Genomic DNA, 15536 nt, shown 5'->3' with positions numbered 1-15536 from the left:
CGACGCGACGGCAGGGGCCGGCCACTAGAATCCGCACATGTCGGAATTCCTCAACGCGCTGCGCGAGGCCTGGTCCTCGCTTCCCCACCTTGGCTGGTGGATCACCCTGGCCTGGCTGCTGTACCTGGTACCGCTGTGCGCCTGGATCGTCCTGCAGAAGCGCGAGCCGGTCGCCACGCTCAGCTGGTTGCTGTCGCTGGCACTGCTGCCCTATGTCGGCTACCTGATCTATTTCCTGCTCGGTCCGCAGCGCATCAAGCGGCACCAGTTGAGGCGCACGCGCTCACGCGAGGGCGTGGAGAGCTACGAGGTGTTCGCGCCGGCCGACGGCAACAGCGCCGAGTTGCCGATGCTGGCGCAGAAGACGACGGGACTCCCGCCCTCCACGGCGACCTCCGTGCAGCAACTGGTGGACGGCTGCGCCACGTACCAGGCCATCCTGGACGCCATCGCCGCCGCGGAAAACCACATCCACCTCGAGTACTACATCTTCAACGGCGACCGCACCGGCCAGCGCATTCTCGAAGCGCTCACACGGAAAGCGCGCGAGGGCGTCAAGGTCCGCCTGCTGCTGGATGCCGTCGGTTCGAACCGCCTGAAGAGCCGCGCACTGCGCGCATTGATCGAGGCGGGTGGCGAGCACGCCTGGTTCCATCCGACGCGATTCCGGCCCTTCACCCGGCCATGGCTGAACCTGCGCACGCATCGCAAGATCGTCGTGGTCGACGGGCGCATCGCCTTCACCGGCGGCATCAACGTTACCGACGACGAGGACGAATCGCTGCGCGACGACGCCTATCGCGACCTGCACCTGCGCCTGGAAGGCGAGATCGTGCGCAGCATCCAGCAGGTGTTCGTCGAGGACTGGGTCTACGCAACCGGACAGCAGCGCAAGGATTTCCACGGCACGCGCCTGTGGAGTGCGAGCGATGCGAACGTGCGGGGCGGCATCGCCGTGCAGGCGCTGGTCTCGGGACCGGACTCCGCCTGGGAGCCGATCCATCGCGCGAAGGTCGCCGCGATCCACGAGGCGCGGCAACGCGTATGGCTGGTGACGCCGTACTTCGTGCCTGGCGAAGCGGCGCGGATGGCGTTGACGTCGGCGGCGCTCGGCGGGCTCGACGTGCGCCTGGTGGTGCCCAAGGTGAGCGACTCCCGCCTGGTCACGCTGGCGGCCCGCTCCTACTTCGAAGAGCTGCTGGCGGCAGGCGTGAAGGTGTACGAGTACGGACCGCGGATGATGCACAGCAAGGCGCTGCTGTGCGACGACGCGCTGGCCATCATCGGCAGCGCCAACTTCGACCACCGCAGCTTCCGGTTGAACTTCGAGATCTCCATGATGTTCCGCGATCGCGGTGTCGCCGGCACGCTGGCGCAGTGGCTGGAGAGCGAGATCGCCGCCAGCGAACCCGTCCGGCTCCAGCGGCACCGCTCGCTCTGGCGCCACCGTCTGCCCGAAGCGTTGGCGCGGCTGATGTCGCCGCTGCTGTGAAGCGCCGCCAGCTTGAGCCCGGACGGAAGCGGTAAGATGCGCCCACCAGGCCCGGAGGGTGGACGATGCACTGGCTTTTCCTGTTGATGGCGATCGGCTGCCTGTTCATGGCGCTGCGCACGACGTCGATGCCGTTGATGGTGCTGCTGCTGCTGGCGTCGCTGGGCCTGTTCGTCGCCTGGATCATGGGGCGGCACGCGCGCCGCCTGGGCGAAACCAGCCGCGATCCCTCGATGATGATCGACCCCGCCGAACTCAGGCGCCTGCGCGAGCTGGCCGAAGCACGTCGCACCGCGACGCCGCCACCGACGGAGCCGCCGGCTCCGTGACCCTGCTCAGCGTCAACGTCAACAAGATCGCGGTGCTGAGGAATTCCCGCGGTGGCACCGAGCCGGACGTGGTGCGCGCGGCACGCGCCTGCCTGTCCGCGGGTGCGCATGGCATCACGGTGCACCCGCGACCGGATCTCCGGCACATCAGGCCCGACGACGTGCGTGCGTTGTCCTCGCTGACGCGCGCCCAGGGCGTCGAACTCAATGTCGAAGGCAATCCTTTCGCGCCGCCCCGTGCGGGATATCCCGGCTTCCTGGCGCTCTGCGACGAGGTTCGCCCGGCACAGGCCACGCTGGTGCCCGATGGGGACGGCCAGATCACCTCCGACCATGGCTTCGATTTCTCCCGCGATACCGAGCGCCTGCGCCCGCTGGTGGCGGAGCTCAAGGCGCTGGGGTGCCGCGTCAGCCTGTTCGTCGATGCCGGATGCACGGGACTGGAGCAGGCCGCGCACATCGGTGCCGACCGTATCGAGATCTACACCGGCCCGTTCGCCGACGCGGCATTGGCCGGAGACGCGGGCGACGCGCTGGCGCTATGCCGCCGGACGGCGCGCGAAGCCCAGGCACTTGGCCTCGGGGTGAACGCCGGCCACGATCTTAGCCAGGACAACCTGGCGGAGTTCCTCGCCAACGTGCCCGACGTGCTGGAAGTTTCGATCGGCCATGCACTCATCGGCGAAGCCCTGTACGCCGGACTGGACACCACCGTTCGCCGGTACCTCGGCATCTTGGACGGCCGGCCCGCCTCCGGGCGCCGGGACTGACCTGACCGGTCGTCCCGGGCCCGCGAAAACGCCTCAGTTCCTCATCACGATGTTGCTGACGCCACTGGCCTCCGCCAGGGCCAGCGCGCTCACGACCTGCTGGTAGTCGGTGCCATCCGACGCTTCGACGTGCAGGACGGTGCGCGGATCCGTGATGTGGGCATCTTCCAGCCGTGTGCGCAGTTCCGCCAGCGTGACCGGCCGATCGTCCAGAGTGTAGGTGCCCGACAGGCCGACCCGGAGCACCAGGTCATTGGGAGGCTCGATCGGCTTCACCGGCGGCACGGGCTGCGGGAGCATGGTTTCGATGGGGCGGGACAGCACGGGCGCGGTGACCATGAAGATCACCAGCAGGACCAGCATCACGTCGACCAGCGGCGTGATGTTGATCTCGGCCAGTTCGGAACGGCTTGCAGGAGCGGAGAACGCCATGGCACACCTCCTTCTGTCGGGACCGTAAGCCGGACGCTACGCCCGTGCCGGGTGTGCCGCAAGAGGGAGAGGGTCGGCCCGCAAACAAAAACGCCGCCCCGGAGGGCGGCGTTCGAAGGCGTGTTGCGCGTCAGGATTACTGCACGAAACCGATCTTCAACATCTGCGCGTTCTTGGCGGCGGCCAGTACCTTGGCCATCACCTCGTAATGCGCTTCCGAGTTCGCCTCGATGCGCAGTTCCGGCTGGTTGGTCGGGTCGCGCTGCACTTCGTTCTGCATCCGCTCCTGCAGATCGGCCACGTTCACCGGACTGCTGTTCCAGTAGACCGTGCCATCGGCATTGATCTTGAGTTCGATCGGCGGAGGCGGATCCTTGGTCAGCGGCGGTGGGTTGATCACGCGCTGCGGCAGGGCCACTTCGATCGGGTACGTCATGATCGGGGCGGTCACGATGAAGATGATCAGGAGCACCAGCATCACGTCCACGAGGGGCGTGACGTTGATGTCGGCCATGGGGCCCTTGCTACCACCACTGCTGAATGCCATGGCTTACTGCCCCTTCTCTTTCGTGGCCACGTAGCCGATGTCCAGCATGCCCTGGCCCTGCGCGATCTTGGTGACCTCGGCGATGACGCCCATCTTGGTCGTCTTGTCGCCACGCAGGTTGAGCTTCGGCTGCGGCTGCAGCTGGGCTGCACTGGACAGGCGCGACTCGAGGATTTCCTTGCTGACCGGCTCGTCGCCCCAGTACAGGTCACCATTCTCCTTGACGGAGATGGTGATCGGCGGGGTCTTGGGACCATCCGGATCTTCTTTCGCGATCTGGGGGGTCTCGGGCAGATCGATCTTCACCTTGTGCGACATCAGCGGCGCCGTGATGATGAAGATGATCAGCAGCACCAACATCACGTCCACGAGGGGCGTGACGTTGATCTCGGCCATCGGGCCACCGCTATTACCACTACTGAAAGCCATGACGGGCTCCGTCTAGAACGTTGCGTTGACTGCTTGTACCGCCGGCTCAGCGAACGCGCGAGCCGGTGGCGAAGAAGTCGTGCAGGTCGTGCGCGAACGTGTCGAACTTGGCGATGACGGCCGCGTTCGTCTTGCTGAAGAAGTTGTAGGCGAACACCGCCGGGATGGCGACGAACAGACCGATGGCGGTCATGATCAGCGCTTCACCCACCGGGCCGGCGACGGCGTCGATCGAGGCCTGGCCGGTCGCACCGATGCGGATCAGGGCGCCGTAGATGCCCCACACCGTACCCAGCAGACCCACGAACGGCGCGGTCGCACCGACGGTGGCGAGCAGCGTCATGCCGCCCTGCAGGTTGGTGCTCTCGCGGGTCACGGCCTGGCGCAGGGCGCGGTCCACGAACTCCGAACGGCTCAGGGTCTCGCCCGAACCTTCCGAACGCTGATGGTGCGCAGCGGCCTGGGCGGCGTCGAGGGCGATCTTCGAGAACGGCTCGTTCTTCGGCTGCTCTTCCATCAGGCGGATGGCGTCCTGCGCGTTCGGGGTTTCCCAGAAAGCGCTGGTGACGCGGTCGGCCTGGCCCTTCAGGCGGGTGCTGCGCAGCACGTTGATGACGGTCCAGTACCAGGACATCGCCGACATGATGACCAGGGTGAGCAGCACGACCCAGGAGACGATGAACTCGCCGGGCTTGCTGACCATCTCGGAGATCATGTGCTCGAAGCCCATCTGCGACAGGGCATTCGCGGCGTTGGTGCCCCCGGCGGCGGCGGCGAAAAGGGTTTCCTGCAGCATGACGCTTACCTTTATATAAGTGTTGATTGAGGGTGTTGCGGGTTACGTTGGAATCTGTCGATGCCGGATGGCATCAGCCGCCCATGTTGAAGTCGACCGGCACGCGGACGCGGCCTGCCGCCTTCTGACCATTGACGACGGAAGCGTTGAAGCGCCACTTGCGCGCGGCGTCCATGGCGGCGCGATCGAGATCGCGGTTGCGGCTGGACTTCTCGACGGACACGTTGGTGACGTTTCCGTTGGCGTCGACGTCGATGATCAGGATGACCGTGCCCTCGATGCCGGCACGCGCAGCGGCGGGCGGGTAGCGCGGGGGGTTCATGTTCTTCGACGAGATGTCCACGCTGGCGCCGATGTCCGGCGTCGGAGACGGCGGTGCCGGGGGCGACGGCGGGGTCACGATGTCGGTCGGTCGCGGCTCGGCGACATCGACCGGCGGCGCTTCAGGCGGCGGCGGCAGGGGCGTGGTACGCGGCGGCGCCAGGTTCTTGACCGGCGGCGGCGGCGTGTCCTGCGGCGGCGGCGGCGGCGGCGGGGGAGGCGGCGGCGGCGGTGCGTCGACGATGACGACCGACGTCCGGCGTTCCTTTTCCTTCTCCGCCGGCGGAGCGACCGCCGGGATCAGCAGCGCAAGCAGCGCTGCTGCGTGCAGCGCGATCACGAAGGCAATACCGATGATACGCGGCCAGTTGAGGCTGTTGTCCTCTTCCTGTTCCCGGTACCTGTTGATGACCAGTTGTTCAGCCATGCGCCAATTAACTCAAGGTTGATACGGGCGCCGGGGCGCCTCGTTGATTCTGGATCCTGCCGATGGTTTTCATCGGCGGAATCCCCAGCTTATACCAATCCGACGCCCCGATGCCATCATCCAAACCGCTTTTTTGGCCTTCGGTGTCAGCGGCTCCCGTTACGGCAGCGCGATGATCTTCTTCGCGTCTTCCGGCTTCTTCAGTCCCTTCTCCAGCGCGGCCCGCGCGGCGGTCTTCGCCTCCGGGATACGGTCTTCCTGCCAGAGGACGCGCGCCAGGTTGAGGTAGGTGTCGCCATTGGGCGCGAGCGGTGCCGCCTTCTGCCAGGCTTCGATGGCCTGCGGGATCTGCTCGGAGTAGTAGTACGCCTGCGCCAGCGCCAGCTGGGTCTGGTAGTCCGGCTTCAGGACTCCCTTCTGCAGCCCTTCGTTGACGACGGAGATGACCTCCTTCTCCTTGCCGTCCATGTTGGCGTACGTGACGTAGAGCTGGCGGTATTCCTTTTCTTCGGTCAGCTGGCCGGCGGCGCGGAGCTTCTCCAGCGTCGCGGCGGCCTTGTCGAACTGGTCGGCCTGCTGGTAGGTCGCGACGAGATTGAGCTGGGCCTTCTTGTCGGCCGGCGCCTTGGCGGCCATCTGCTCGGCGATCCTCACCGCGTCGGCCGGACGGTCCGCGCCGACCAGCGAAGCCAGCAGCAGGCTGTACCAGCTGTCCTTGGGCTCGGGCGTGGCGGCGATGGCTTTTTCGAGCACCGGAATCGCCTCGTTGAACTTCTCCATCTGGTAAAGCGCCTGTCCCTTCTGGATCAGATCTTCGGGCCGGTTGGACTTGGTCTCGGCCAGGTAACGGTCCAGGTTGGCCATGCCCGGCTCGAACTCGTCGTCCTGCAACTGCAGCTGCGCCAGCATCAGCAGCGACTGGTAGTGGCCGTTGTTGTCCAGCGCATTGAGATCGATCGCCTGCTGCAGCAGCTGTTTGGCGGTGGGCATGTCGTCGAGGTTGTAGGCGGCCTGCGCGCCCAGCTGCGCCGCCATCGCCTTGTCGTACTCGTTCGCGTTGGCGTCGGCCATCAGTTCCTTCGCCAGGGCCAGGGTCTCGGCCTCGTTGTCTTCCTTCTCGTACGCCTTGAAGAGCTTGCTCAGCTTGCCTTGCGCCTTGCTCGAACCCTTGGCCTTGGGTTCCTCGCGCGTCGCATCGGGGTAACGCACCTCCGGCTTGCCGCTGTTCTTGCGCCCACCGCGATCGGCCGAGCGGGCGTCGTACGCCACGGCGTCGGCAACGACGGCGCCGCCGAAAGCGGCCAGCAGCATCAGGCTGAGAAGGGTCTTCTTGGGCGTACGGTGCTTCATGTCTGAACCTCGTGGGGCCATGCAGGAGGAAGATCGTTCTTCCCGTCTGCGTGCGGGGCCGGCAAAACTAACAGAAACCCGGTGGGGGCGGATACCGTTTCAGGTGCTGCTAAGCAGCAATACCGTGGCGTGTGTCAGCCGCACTTCGGCGCGTTTCCGGCCTTCCTGGCCGCCTCGTAGGTGGGTACGAGGGAAGGGGCGTCGCGCTCCAGTTCGCGGATGCGGTTCGCGGGATCGGGGTGCGTCGAGAGCCATTGCGGTGAGCGCCCGCCGCTGGCGGCCATCATGTTCTGCCAGAGTCCGACGGCCTGGCGGGGATCGAAACCGGCCTGCGCCATCAGCCGCTGGCCGACGACGTCGGCTTCGCTTTCCTGGGTGCGCGAGCCCGGCAACAGGAAGGCGGCTTGCGCCGTCATACCGCCCAGCTGGTTGACCGTGCTGGCCGCGCCATCGCCGTATCGGGCGCCTGCCAACGCGCCCAGGACCCCCAAGCCCGCCTGCGCTCCCATCTGGCGGGTGATGCGCTCCTCATGATGTCGAGCGATCACATGCCCGATTTCATGGCCCAGCACGGCCGCCAACTGGTCCTGGTTCCTGGCGACGGTGAAGATGCCGGTGTTCACGCCCACCTTGCCTCCCGGCAAGGCAAACGCGTTGGGCTCCTTGTCGGTGAAGACGGCGGTCTCCCAGGCGACGCTACGCTGCTCCGGCGGAAGCTGCCGCACCAGCGCGTTGACCACGCAGGTGACGTAGGCGTTCTGTTTCGCGTCCCGGTTGAGGGTTTCCTTCGCCTTGGTCTCGGCGAACGCCTGTGCGCCCAACTGGTCCAATTGCGCCTGCGACACGCCCCCCACCATCTGAGTGCGCCCGGTGGGCGAGGTGGTGGTCGCGCAGGCCGTCAGGCCCAGCACCATGGCGGTTCCGAGGATACGGAGTTTCATGCTCGCCCCCTGCGACATTGCGTGACACCCGAGTCTGGGCAAGCGCGTCTTAAACTTTCGTCAATCACATTAGACCGGCGCGCCGCCGTAAACCTGCAGGACAGCCAGCGCTATCGCATTGTTCAGGATATGGGCGGCGATGGGCGCCCACAGGGTGCCGGTCCGGCGGTAAACCCAGGCGAAGATAGCGCCCATGCCGGCGTAGACCAGGATCAGGAACACCGTGCTGCCCAGCGGCTTGCCATTGAGGCCCGGCAGTTCGTGGACCAGCGCGAAGACCAGGCTGCTGAGGACCAGTCCCAGGACCGGCCAGCCGGCCTGCCACAGTCGTCCGAACAGGACCCGGCGGAACAGCAGTTCCTCGTACAACGGCGCCAGCACGACCGCGAACAGCGCCAGGAACACCGGGAACCGGGCGAAACCGTCCCGGATCAGGTCCAGGTTGCTGGGTTCGAGATCCAACCCCAGGGCACGCCCACTGGCGCTCATCACCGTGCTGAAAACGAACGTCGCCAAGCCGGCGCCCAGCGCCCAGCCCCAGGTCCCGGGAAGACGCAGGCGGTCATGGGACTCGCGCCGCTCCACAGGGGTCGCACGGCGGCGCCAGACGTACAGCACCAGGGCCGTACCACCCGTGCTGACCAGCGTGGTGACGATCAGGAAGAGGACGGGCGGTGTACCGAGCTGCGCCTGCAACGCCTGCGCATCCGGCGCTCCTCCTTGCTGCTGCGCGATCCGGATGCCTTGCCACGCCGCCCAGCCGACCAGGCCCAGCATCAGCGTCGAGAACGACAGCGTGATCGCGAGTACGACATCGAGGGCGAACGCCGGCAGCACGCTGCGCAAGGGCAGGGCAGCCGGCTTCGCTTCGACGCCGTCGGACAGGGGGCGCACCTCGCTCATTCGCGCGGCGTCAGATGTCGAGGTTGGAGACCTTCAGCGCGTTGTCTTCGATGAACTCGCGGCGCGGCTCGACGACATCGCCCATCAGCGTGCTGAAGATCTGGTCGGCGGCGACCGCGTCCTCGATGCGCACCTGCAACAGGCGACGCGTGTCGGGATTGACCGTGGTATCCCACAGCTGTTCCGGATTCATTTCGCCCAGGCCCTTGAAGCGCTGGATGCTGCGACCCTTCTTGGCTTCTTCCAGCAACCACGCCTGCGCATCGGCGAACGTGGCGACGGACTGCGCCTTGTTGCCGCGGACGACCTGTGCGCCTTCGCGCACGAGACCATGCAGGAGGGAGGCCGCTTCGCGCAGCGGACGCAATTCGCCGCTCTCGAAGGCCGACAGCGACAACACTTGCACCAGTTCCTCACCCATGTGCCGGCGCGTGGCCAGCAATGCAGCCGGGCGCTGTTCGGTGGCGGGCTGCAGCGTCAGCGCATAGCGCGCACTGCCCAGGCTGCCACGGTTGAGCTTGGCTTCCAGCGCATTAAGTTCGTGGCGCTCGTCGATGTTCTGCTGTAGGTGTTCCGCATCAAGCGGCGTGAAGTCGATCAGCGATTCCAGCAGCACCGGATCGTAGCGGTGCGCATTGCGCGCGATCACGTCGTGGGCGGTGGTGAACACCAGCAGCAGCTTCTCCAGCGCCTCGCCGGAGATCGGCGGTTCGCCATCGGCGGGGATCAGCGACGCACCTTCCACCGCGTTGTTCGCGAGATAGACGTTGAGTGCCGCGTCGTCCTTCAGATACAGCTCCTGCTTGCCCTGCTTGAGCTTGTACAGCGGCGGCAGGCCGATATAGACGTGGCCGCGCTCGATGAGTTCGGGCATCTGCCGGTAGAAGAACGTCAGCAGCAGCGTGCGGATGTGCGAGCCGTCGACGTCGGCGTCGGTCATGATGATGATGCGGTGGTAGCGCAGCTTGTCCGGGTTGTACTCGTCCTTGCCGATGCCGGTGCCGAGCGCGGTGATCAGCGTGCCGACTTCGGCCGAGGCGAGCATGCGGTCGAAGCGCGCGCGCTCCACATTGAGGATCTTGCCGCGCAACGGCAGCACCGCCTGGTTCTTGCGGTTGCGACCCTGTTTGGCGGAACCACCTGCCGAGTCGCCCTCGACGATGAAGAGCTCGGACAGCGCCGGATCCTTCTCCTGGCAGTCGGCCAGCTTGCCGGGCAGGCCGGCGATATCCAGCGCACCCTTGCGGCGGGTCAGGTCGCGCGCCTTGCGCGCGGCCTCGCGGGCGCGGGCGGCGTCGACGATCTTGCCGGCGATCGCACGGGCCTCATGGGGGTGTTCCTGCAGGAACTCCTCCAAACGTGCACCGAACGTGCTCTCAACAACCGGCCTGACGTCGGAACTGACCAGCTTTTCCTTGGTCTGGGACGAGAAGCTCGGGTCCGGCACCTTCACCGACAGCACGGCGATCATGCCTTCGCGCATGTCGTCGCCGGACAGATTGACCTTCGCCTGCTTGGCGATGCCGTTCTGTTCGATGTAATTGGTCAGTGTGCGCGTCAGCGCGGCACGGAAGCCGATCAGGTGGGTGCCGCCATCCTTCTGCGGGATATTGTTGGTGAAGCAGAACATCGTTTCCTGGTAGGCGTCGGTCCACTGCAGGGCGACTTCCACCGTGATGCCATTCTGTTCGCCACTGACCGCGATCACGTTCGGGTGCAGCGGCGTCTTGAGGTGCGCCAGATGCTCCACGAAGCTGCGGATGCCGCCCTCGTAGTGGAAGTCGTCGTGGCGGCCTTCGCCGCGCTCGTCTACCAGCACGATCTTGACGCCGGAATTGAGGAACGACAGTTCGCGCAGGCGGCGGGCCAGGATGTCGTAGTGGAACTCGACGTTGCCATGGAAGGCGGTCACCGACGGCCAGAAGCGCAGCGTCGTGCCGCGCTTGGTGGTGCTTTCGACCTGGGTCAACGGCCCGAGCGCAGCGCCGTTGCTGTATTCCTGCCGGTAGTGGGAACCGCCCTGGAAGATGTCCAGCTGAAGCTTTTCGGAAAGCGCGTTGACCACGCTGACGCCCACGCCATGCAGGCCGCCGGAAACCTTGTAGCTGTTGTCGTCGAACTTGCCGCCCGCATGCAGCACGGTCATGACGACCTCCGCCGCGGAGACTTCACGACCCAACTTGGCGCTCATCTGCGCATGCTTGCCGACCGGGATGCCGCGACCGTTGTCGGACACCGAGACCGAACCATCCGCGTGGATCGTGACCGCCACGTGGTCGGCATGGCCCGCCAGAGCTTCGTCGATCGAGTTGTCGACGACTTCGAACACCATGTGGTGCAGGCCCGTGCCGTCATGCACGTCGCCGATGTACATGCCGGGGCGCTTGCGGACAGCTTCCAGACCTTCCAGGGCGGTGATGCTGTTGGCGTCGTACGTGTTGCCGTTCGGTGCAGAAGAGGTCGTTTCGTCGGTCATTCGCTTCGTGTCGGCTGCAAGGCCGGCGCCGCGCCGCCGGGTCGGCAGGCGCAATGCGCAGGTCAAGGGATCAATGCGGAATTATAGCACTGGTGGGCACTTAGCCCCGGGTTCAGGCACCCGGGACTGGCTGGACCGTCCCCTGTTCCACGTGGAACAGCGCTGGACGGATGCCAGCATCGGCCAGCCCCATCGGGGACTCCGTCCCGGTGATAAAGACCTGCGCGCCGCTGGACAGCAGGCGCTCCAGGATCCGGCGCTGGTGGTGCCGGTCGAGTTCTGACGCGAGATCGTCCAGTGCCATGACCGGCCATTCGCCGCGACGACGGGCGAAGTCCTGCGCCTGCGCCAGCAGGCAGGAGAGGGCAGTCAGCTTGGCCTGGCCGCGTGACAGGGTCTCCCGCTGAGGCAGGGTGGAGTAGTCGATACGCCAGTCCGCCCTGTGTGGCCCGACCGTCGTGTAGCCGGCGGCACGATCCCGGTCGCGGGACAGCAGCAACGCATCCGCCAGTGAAAGCTCATGGCGCCGCCATCCCGGCTGGAACTGGAGCGTGGCAGCCCCGAGCGACGGGGCAAGTTCACGGACCACATCAGCCAGATCGCCCTGGAGAGCGTCCAGATAGCCTTGGCGGTGGCCGGTCAGGGGCTCACCAGCCTCCGCAAGTTCGTGGTCCCACGCATCCAGCTGCGCACCGGCGATGCCCGCCTTGAGTAGGCTGTTCCGTTGTTTCAGCGCGCGCGCATACCGCCGCCACAAGGGGAGAAAGCCTCCCTCACGGCCCTGTTCCACGTGGAACAGGCCCCAATCCAGAAAGCGGCGACGTGGTTCGCCCCCTCCAGTCACCAGCGCGTGGCTGCCGGGCTCGAAGCTGACGACGGCCAAGGCGGCACAGAGATCCCCCAGCTGGGCGACGTTCTCGCCATCCAGCCTGCCTGTCCATGCCTGGCCACTGTGCCGCAAGCCTGCCCTGCGATGACGGCCCCGGCTTGATTCGCGCCACTCGACGAAGACCTCGACCGCCTCTGCACCCGTCCGCACCAGCCCGTCCCGCACACGGCCCCGGAAGCTCCGGCCATACGCCATCAGGTGCAGGGCCTCCAGCAGGCTGGTCTTGCCTGCGCCGTTATCACCGGTGATCAGGTTGAGACCGGCTTCCGGTATCAGGGAGACCTGCGGAAAGCGCCGCAGCCCACTGGCTTCCAGTCGGGTTACCTGCATGGCAGACGCCTCGCGCAGGACAATGGGCGCGAGCTGTCATGAACTTGGGCAGGAAAAGGGCAGGGAACCAGCAGCGTCATGGATCAAATTCTAGCGCGTGAGGTGTTTCGGGCCGTGTCCTATATGAATTCTGCGGCCCCCAAACGACATCGCCCGGCCTGAGCCGGGCGATGCAGCGTGTTCCACGTGGAACAGACAGGTCAGAGACGCAGCGGCATCACGACGTGCCGGGACTTCTCGCTGCTGGCTTCGCGGACCAGGGCGGAGGAGTTGGCGTCGCGCAGCTGCAGGACGATGTGCTCGTCGCGCAGGGCGGACAGCGCATCCAACAGGTAGTTCACGTTGAAGCCGATCGCCAGGCCGTCGACCTTGGTCTCGGCCTCGATCTCTTCCTGTGCCTCTTCCTGCTCGGGATTGTGGGCGCTGATCTTCAACTGGCCCGGCGAAACTTCCACGCGGACGCCGCGGTACTTCTCGTTCGACAGGATCGCGGCACGCTGGAGCGCCGCACGCAGCACTTCACGATCCAGCTGCACTTCGCGATCGGCACCGATCGGAATCACCGCCGCGTAATCCGGGAAACGGCCGTCGATCAGTTTGGAAGTGAAAGTGACATCGTCGCGCTTCACCCGGATGTGGCTGCGGCCGACTTCCAGCTCCAGCGCGCGGTCGCCGCCTTCCAGCAGGCGCTGCAGCTCGGTCACGCCCTTGCGCGGCACGATGATCTGCCGCTTGCCCACGGGAGCACCTTCCAGCTGCGACTCGCACATCGCCAGACGGTGGCCGTCTGTAGCAACGCAACGCAACGTCCGCTCGCTCAGGTCGAACAGCAGGCCGTTGAGGTAGTAGCGCACGTCCTGCTGGGCCATCGCGAACGAGGTGCGCTCGATCAGTTCCTTCAGCGTCGCTTCCGGCACCTCGATGCGCTCGGTGGCCTCGACCTCGTCCACCGACGGGAAATCGTTGGCAGGCAGCGTGGCCAACGTGAAACGGCTGCGGCCGGCCTGCACGGTGACCTTGTCGCCCGTCTGGCTGACGGTGACTTTGCTGCCATCGGGCAGGGCGCGAATGATGTCGAACAGCTTGCGGGCAGGAATCGTCGTCTCACCGTCCTGCGCGTCGTCGACCGCGATACGCGAAATCATCTCGACTTCCAGGTCCGTGCCCGTCAGCGACAGCTGTCCGTTCTGCACCTGCACCAGGAAATTCGCCAGGACCGGCAGCGTCTGCCGGCGTTCGACCACGTTGACCACCTGGGCCAAGGGTTTGAGGAAAGCTTCGCGCTGCAGACTGAAACGCATGAGTGTTGGAGCCCCTTCGCTTTGGATTTTTAAGACTAAAAGCTTAAAAGCTGGTGGTGGTGGTAGGCCTGAAAAGCCGGGAAAACCTACCTAACCCCATGAATTCGTTTTGTTTTTTCTTCTACCAACCCGGTGGACAGGGTCGGCTGTAGCTGTGCTGGATCCTGTGGACAACTTTGAGGGCTGAAAACACGCACATCTTATCCACAGATCGTGCGCCCGGTTGCCCACGATGTTATGCGTTGCCCTTCCCCAAACGCTTGCCTACAGTGCGCTCCGGGTTGGGCAGCGCGGTTCTGCTGGCGACATGAGATGGCGCTGCGATCACCTGCGAACCCTACTGGTCCGGTACATGATCACCGCAGGCACGGCGCGATGAGAACTGCGCGCACCGCACCATCACATGCCTCGCCTGGAGAGGTGAAACACCGTCCGGCGACTCGCGGATAGCTCGGCCCGATACGGTCGGTCGGCTTACTCGCTGAGTTTCCGGATCAGCTTGTCCCAGTCCTCACGCAGCTTGCCGTCCGTCTCCATGAGGGTGCGGATCTGTCGGCAGGCGTGCAGCACGGTCGTGTGGTCACGGCCGGCAAACGCGTCGCCGATTTCAGGCAGGCTGTGTTCGGTCAGTTCCTTGGCCAAGGCCATCGCTACCTGTCGCGGGCGCGCAAGTGAACGCGTGCGCCGCTTGGACAGCAGGTCCTTGATTTGCAGACCGTAGTAGTCTGCCACGGTCTTCTGGATATTGGGGATGCTGATGGCCTGCTGCTGCGCGCGCAGCAGGTCGCGCAGGGTCTCCTGCGCGAACTCGGTGGTGATGGCGCGTCCGGTGAAGTTGGCGCGTGCGGCCAGCGTGTTGAGCGCGCCCTCCAGGTCGCGCACGTTGCTGCGCATCTTCTTGGCCAGCAGGAACGCGACATCGTCGGGGATCTGCGCACCTCGCTCGTGCGCCTTGGCCAGCACGATCGCCGCGCGCGTCTCGAAGTCCGGCGGATCGATCGCCACGCTCAGGCCCCAAGCCAGGCGCGACTTCAGCCGCGGCTCCAGGCCTTCCACTTCGCGCGGATAGCGGTCGCAGGTCAGGATGATCTGCTGGCGGCCGTCGAACAGCGCGTTGAAGGTGTGGAAGAACTCCTCCTGCGTGCGGTCCTTGCCGGCGAAGAACTGGATGTCGTCGATCAGCAGCGCGTCGACCTGCTGGAAGCGGCGCTTGAACTGGTCCATCGACTTTTCGATCAGCGCCTTGGTCATCGCGCTGAAGAACTGCTCGCTGCGCAGGTACAGCACGCGCGCATTCGGATTCTGCCGGCGCATCTCGTTGCCGGCGGCGAACATCAGGTGGGTCTTGCCCAGGCCGGTGCCGCCGTAGAGCAGCAGCGGGTTGTGGGCGCGGTCGCCCGGTTTCTGCGCGGCCTGCCAGGCGGCGGCGCGACCGAGCTGATTGCTGCGGCCTTCGACGAAGTTGTCGAAGGTGTAGTGCAGGTCCATGTTGCCGGCGAACGGCTCGACCGGCGCGGCGGCGCTGGCGGTCGTCGAGGGCGACACGGTTGCTATTGCGTCCACCGGCTTGCTTCGAGAGCCGATTTCCAGCGACACGTCGCCGTGGCCGGCGAAGTAGTCCAGCAGCTCGCGGATACGGTTGAGGTAGCGCTCGCGCACCTGTTCCACGATGAAGGCGTTGGGCGCGTACAGCACCATCGCGTTGCTGCGTTGTTCGGCCTGCAGCGGCTTCAGCCAGGTGTGTACATCCTCGGCCGGAAATTCGGCTTCAAGGCGTTCGAGGCAACGGGGCCAGGCATCCAT

General features: G+C 65.8%; 15 protein-coding genes. 3 read left to right on the top strand and 12 right to left on the bottom strand.

Features of this window, described 5'->3' with window-relative positions; translation table 11 throughout:
* Nucleotides 1–37: 37 nt before the first annotated feature.
* The 3 genes from cls to ACGHX3_RS00065 all read left to right on the top strand — a co-directional run bounded on the left by cls (nucleotide 38) and on the right by ACGHX3_RS00065 (nucleotide 2591).
* Nucleotides 38–1492: a cardiolipin synthase gene (cls, locus tag ACGHX3_RS00075; protein WP_313926969.1), complete on the top strand. Its 1455-nt coding sequence runs from the start codon at nucleotides 38–40 to the stop codon at nucleotides 1490–1492.
* A gap of 65 nt (nucleotides 1493–1557) precedes the next feature.
* Nucleotides 1558–1821, top strand: a complete 264-nt coding sequence (locus tag ACGHX3_RS00070; protein WP_162336175.1) for a hypothetical protein — start codon at nucleotides 1558–1560, stop codon at nucleotides 1819–1821.
* Nucleotides 1818–2591 (top strand): pyridoxine 5'-phosphate synthase, encoded by a 774-nt coding sequence (locus tag ACGHX3_RS00065; protein ID WP_394695944.1) that lies wholly within the window; start codon nucleotides 1818–1820, stop codon nucleotides 2589–2591. The genes ACGHX3_RS00070 and ACGHX3_RS00065 overlap by 4 nt, the downstream gene beginning before the upstream one ends.
* 33 nt (nucleotides 2592–2624) lie before the next feature.
* Here ACGHX3_RS00065 and ACGHX3_RS00060 read toward each other — a convergent pair whose 3' ends face one another.
* From ACGHX3_RS00060 to dnaA, 12 genes are all read right to left on the bottom strand, one after another.
* On the bottom strand, nucleotides 2625–3023 hold the full coding sequence (locus tag ACGHX3_RS00060) for an ExbD/TolR family protein (RefSeq protein WP_394695943.1): 399 nt from the start codon (nucleotides 3021–3023) through the stop codon (nucleotides 2625–2627).
* Nucleotides 3024–3159: 136 nt separating this feature from the next.
* Nucleotides 3160–3570: an ExbD/TolR family protein gene (locus tag ACGHX3_RS00055; RefSeq protein ID WP_394695942.1), complete on the bottom strand. Its 411-nt coding sequence runs from the start codon at nucleotides 3568–3570 to the stop codon at nucleotides 3160–3162.
* A 3-nt stretch (nucleotides 3571–3573) separates the two neighbouring features.
* Nucleotides 3574–3999: a biopolymer transporter ExbD gene (locus ACGHX3_RS00050; protein WP_162336179.1), complete on the bottom strand. Its 426-nt coding sequence runs from the start codon at nucleotides 3997–3999 to the stop codon at nucleotides 3574–3576.
* Between the two features lie 46 nt (nucleotides 4000–4045).
* Entirely contained in the window at nucleotides 4046–4795 is a 750-nt protein-coding gene (gene exbB / locus ACGHX3_RS00045) for a TonB-system energizer ExbB (protein ID WP_162336180.1), read from the bottom strand.
* Nucleotides 4796–4868: 73 nt separating this feature from the next.
* A complete protein-coding gene (locus ACGHX3_RS00040; protein ID WP_394695941.1) occupies nucleotides 4869–5543 on the bottom strand; it encodes an energy transducer TonB in 675 nt (224 codons plus the stop codon).
* A 159-nt stretch (nucleotides 5544–5702) separates the two neighbouring features.
* A complete protein-coding gene (locus ACGHX3_RS00035; protein WP_213602230.1) occupies nucleotides 5703–6893 on the bottom strand; it encodes a lipopolysaccharide assembly protein LapB in 1191 nt (396 codons plus the stop codon).
* A gap of 134 nt (nucleotides 6894–7027) precedes the next feature.
* Nucleotides 7028–7834, bottom strand: a complete 807-nt coding sequence (locus ACGHX3_RS00030) for a M48 family metallopeptidase (RefSeq protein WP_394695940.1) — start codon at nucleotides 7832–7834, stop codon at nucleotides 7028–7030.
* A gap of 69 nt (nucleotides 7835–7903) precedes the next feature.
* The gene (locus ACGHX3_RS00025) at nucleotides 7904–8737 is read right to left on the bottom strand and encodes a CPBP family intramembrane glutamic endopeptidase (protein ID WP_394695939.1); all 834 of its coding nucleotides are present in this window, start codon (nucleotides 8735–8737) and stop codon (nucleotides 7904–7906) included.
* Between the two features lie 10 nt (nucleotides 8738–8747).
* Nucleotides 8748–11213, bottom strand: a complete 2466-nt coding sequence (gene gyrB, locus ACGHX3_RS00020) for a DNA topoisomerase (ATP-hydrolyzing) subunit B (protein WP_394695938.1) — start codon at nucleotides 11211–11213, stop codon at nucleotides 8748–8750.
* Between the two features lie 112 nt (nucleotides 11214–11325).
* On the bottom strand, nucleotides 11326–12432 hold the full coding sequence (gene recF / locus ACGHX3_RS00015) for a DNA replication/repair protein RecF (RefSeq protein WP_394695937.1): 1107 nt from the start codon (nucleotides 12430–12432) through the stop codon (nucleotides 11326–11328).
* Between the two features lie 200 nt (nucleotides 12433–12632).
* The gene (gene dnaN, locus ACGHX3_RS00010) at nucleotides 12633–13733 is read right to left on the bottom strand and encodes a DNA polymerase III subunit beta (protein ID WP_313927957.1); all 1101 of its coding nucleotides are present in this window, start codon (nucleotides 13731–13733) and stop codon (nucleotides 12633–12635) included.
* 474 nt (nucleotides 13734–14207) lie between these two features.
* The gene (gene dnaA, locus ACGHX3_RS00005; protein ID WP_394695936.1) at nucleotides 14208–15536 is read right to left on the bottom strand and encodes a chromosomal replication initiator protein DnaA; all 1329 of its coding nucleotides are present in this window, start codon (nucleotides 15534–15536) and stop codon (nucleotides 14208–14210) included.

It is taken from the genome of Pseudoxanthomonas japonensis, from assembly GCF_043632995.1.
GTDB classification, from domain to species: domain Bacteria; phylum Pseudomonadota; class Gammaproteobacteria; order Xanthomonadales; family Xanthomonadaceae; genus Pseudoxanthomonas_A; species Pseudoxanthomonas_A japonensis.
This window is presented reverse-complemented; position numbering and strand designations above follow the sequence as displayed.

What these genes read in the sequence shown, in the direction of transcription:
- exbB (WP_162336180.1), bottom strand. Translation starts at nt 4,795, where the DNA reads ATGCTGCAGGAAACCCTTTTCGCCGCCGCCGCCGGGGGCACCAACGCC.
- gyrB (WP_394695938.1), bottom strand. Translation starts at nt 11,213, where the DNA reads ATGACCGACGAAACGACCTCTTCTGCACCGAACGGCAACACGTACGAC.
- ACGHX3_RS00060 (WP_394695943.1), bottom strand. Translation starts at nt 3,023, where the DNA reads ATGGCGTTCTCCGCTCCTGCAAGCCGTTCCGAACTGGCCGAGATCAAC.
- ACGHX3_RS00035 (WP_213602230.1), bottom strand. Translation starts at nt 6,893, where the DNA reads ATGAAGCACCGTACGCCCAAGAAGACCCTTCTCAGCCTGATGCTGCTG.
- ACGHX3_RS00040 (WP_394695941.1), bottom strand. Translation starts at nt 5,543, where the DNA reads ATGGCTGAACAACTGGTCATCAACAGGTACCGGGAACAGGAAGAGGAC.
- ACGHX3_RS00050 (WP_162336179.1), bottom strand. Translation starts at nt 3,999, where the DNA reads ATGGCTTTCAGTAGTGGTAATAGCGGTGGCCCGATGGCCGAGATCAAC.
- ACGHX3_RS00030 (WP_394695940.1), bottom strand. Translation starts at nt 7,834, where the DNA reads ATGAAACTCCGTATCCTCGGAACCGCCATGGTGCTGGGCCTGACGGCC.
- cls (WP_313926969.1), top strand. Translation starts at nt 38, where the DNA reads ATGTCGGAATTCCTCAACGCGCTGCGCGAGGCCTGGTCCTCGCTTCCC.
- ACGHX3_RS00055 (WP_394695942.1), bottom strand. Translation starts at nt 3,570, where the DNA reads ATGGCATTCAGCAGTGGTGGTAGCAAGGGCCCCATGGCCGACATCAAC.
- dnaN (WP_313927957.1), bottom strand. Translation starts at nt 13,733, where the DNA reads ATGCGTTTCAGTCTGCAGCGCGAAGCTTTCCTCAAACCCTTGGCCCAG.
- ACGHX3_RS00070 (WP_162336175.1), top strand. Translation starts at nt 1,558, where the DNA reads ATGCACTGGCTTTTCCTGTTGATGGCGATCGGCTGCCTGTTCATGGCG.
- ACGHX3_RS00025 (WP_394695939.1), bottom strand. Translation starts at nt 8,737, where the DNA reads ATGAGCGAGGTGCGCCCCCTGTCCGACGGCGTCGAAGCGAAGCCGGCT.
- dnaA (WP_394695936.1), bottom strand. Translation starts at nt 15,536, where the DNA reads ATGGATGCCTGGCCCCGTTGCCTCGAACGCCTTGAAGCCGAATTTCCG.
- recF (WP_394695937.1), bottom strand. Translation starts at nt 12,432, where the DNA reads ATGCAGGTAACCCGACTGGAAGCCAGTGGGCTGCGGCGCTTTCCGCAG.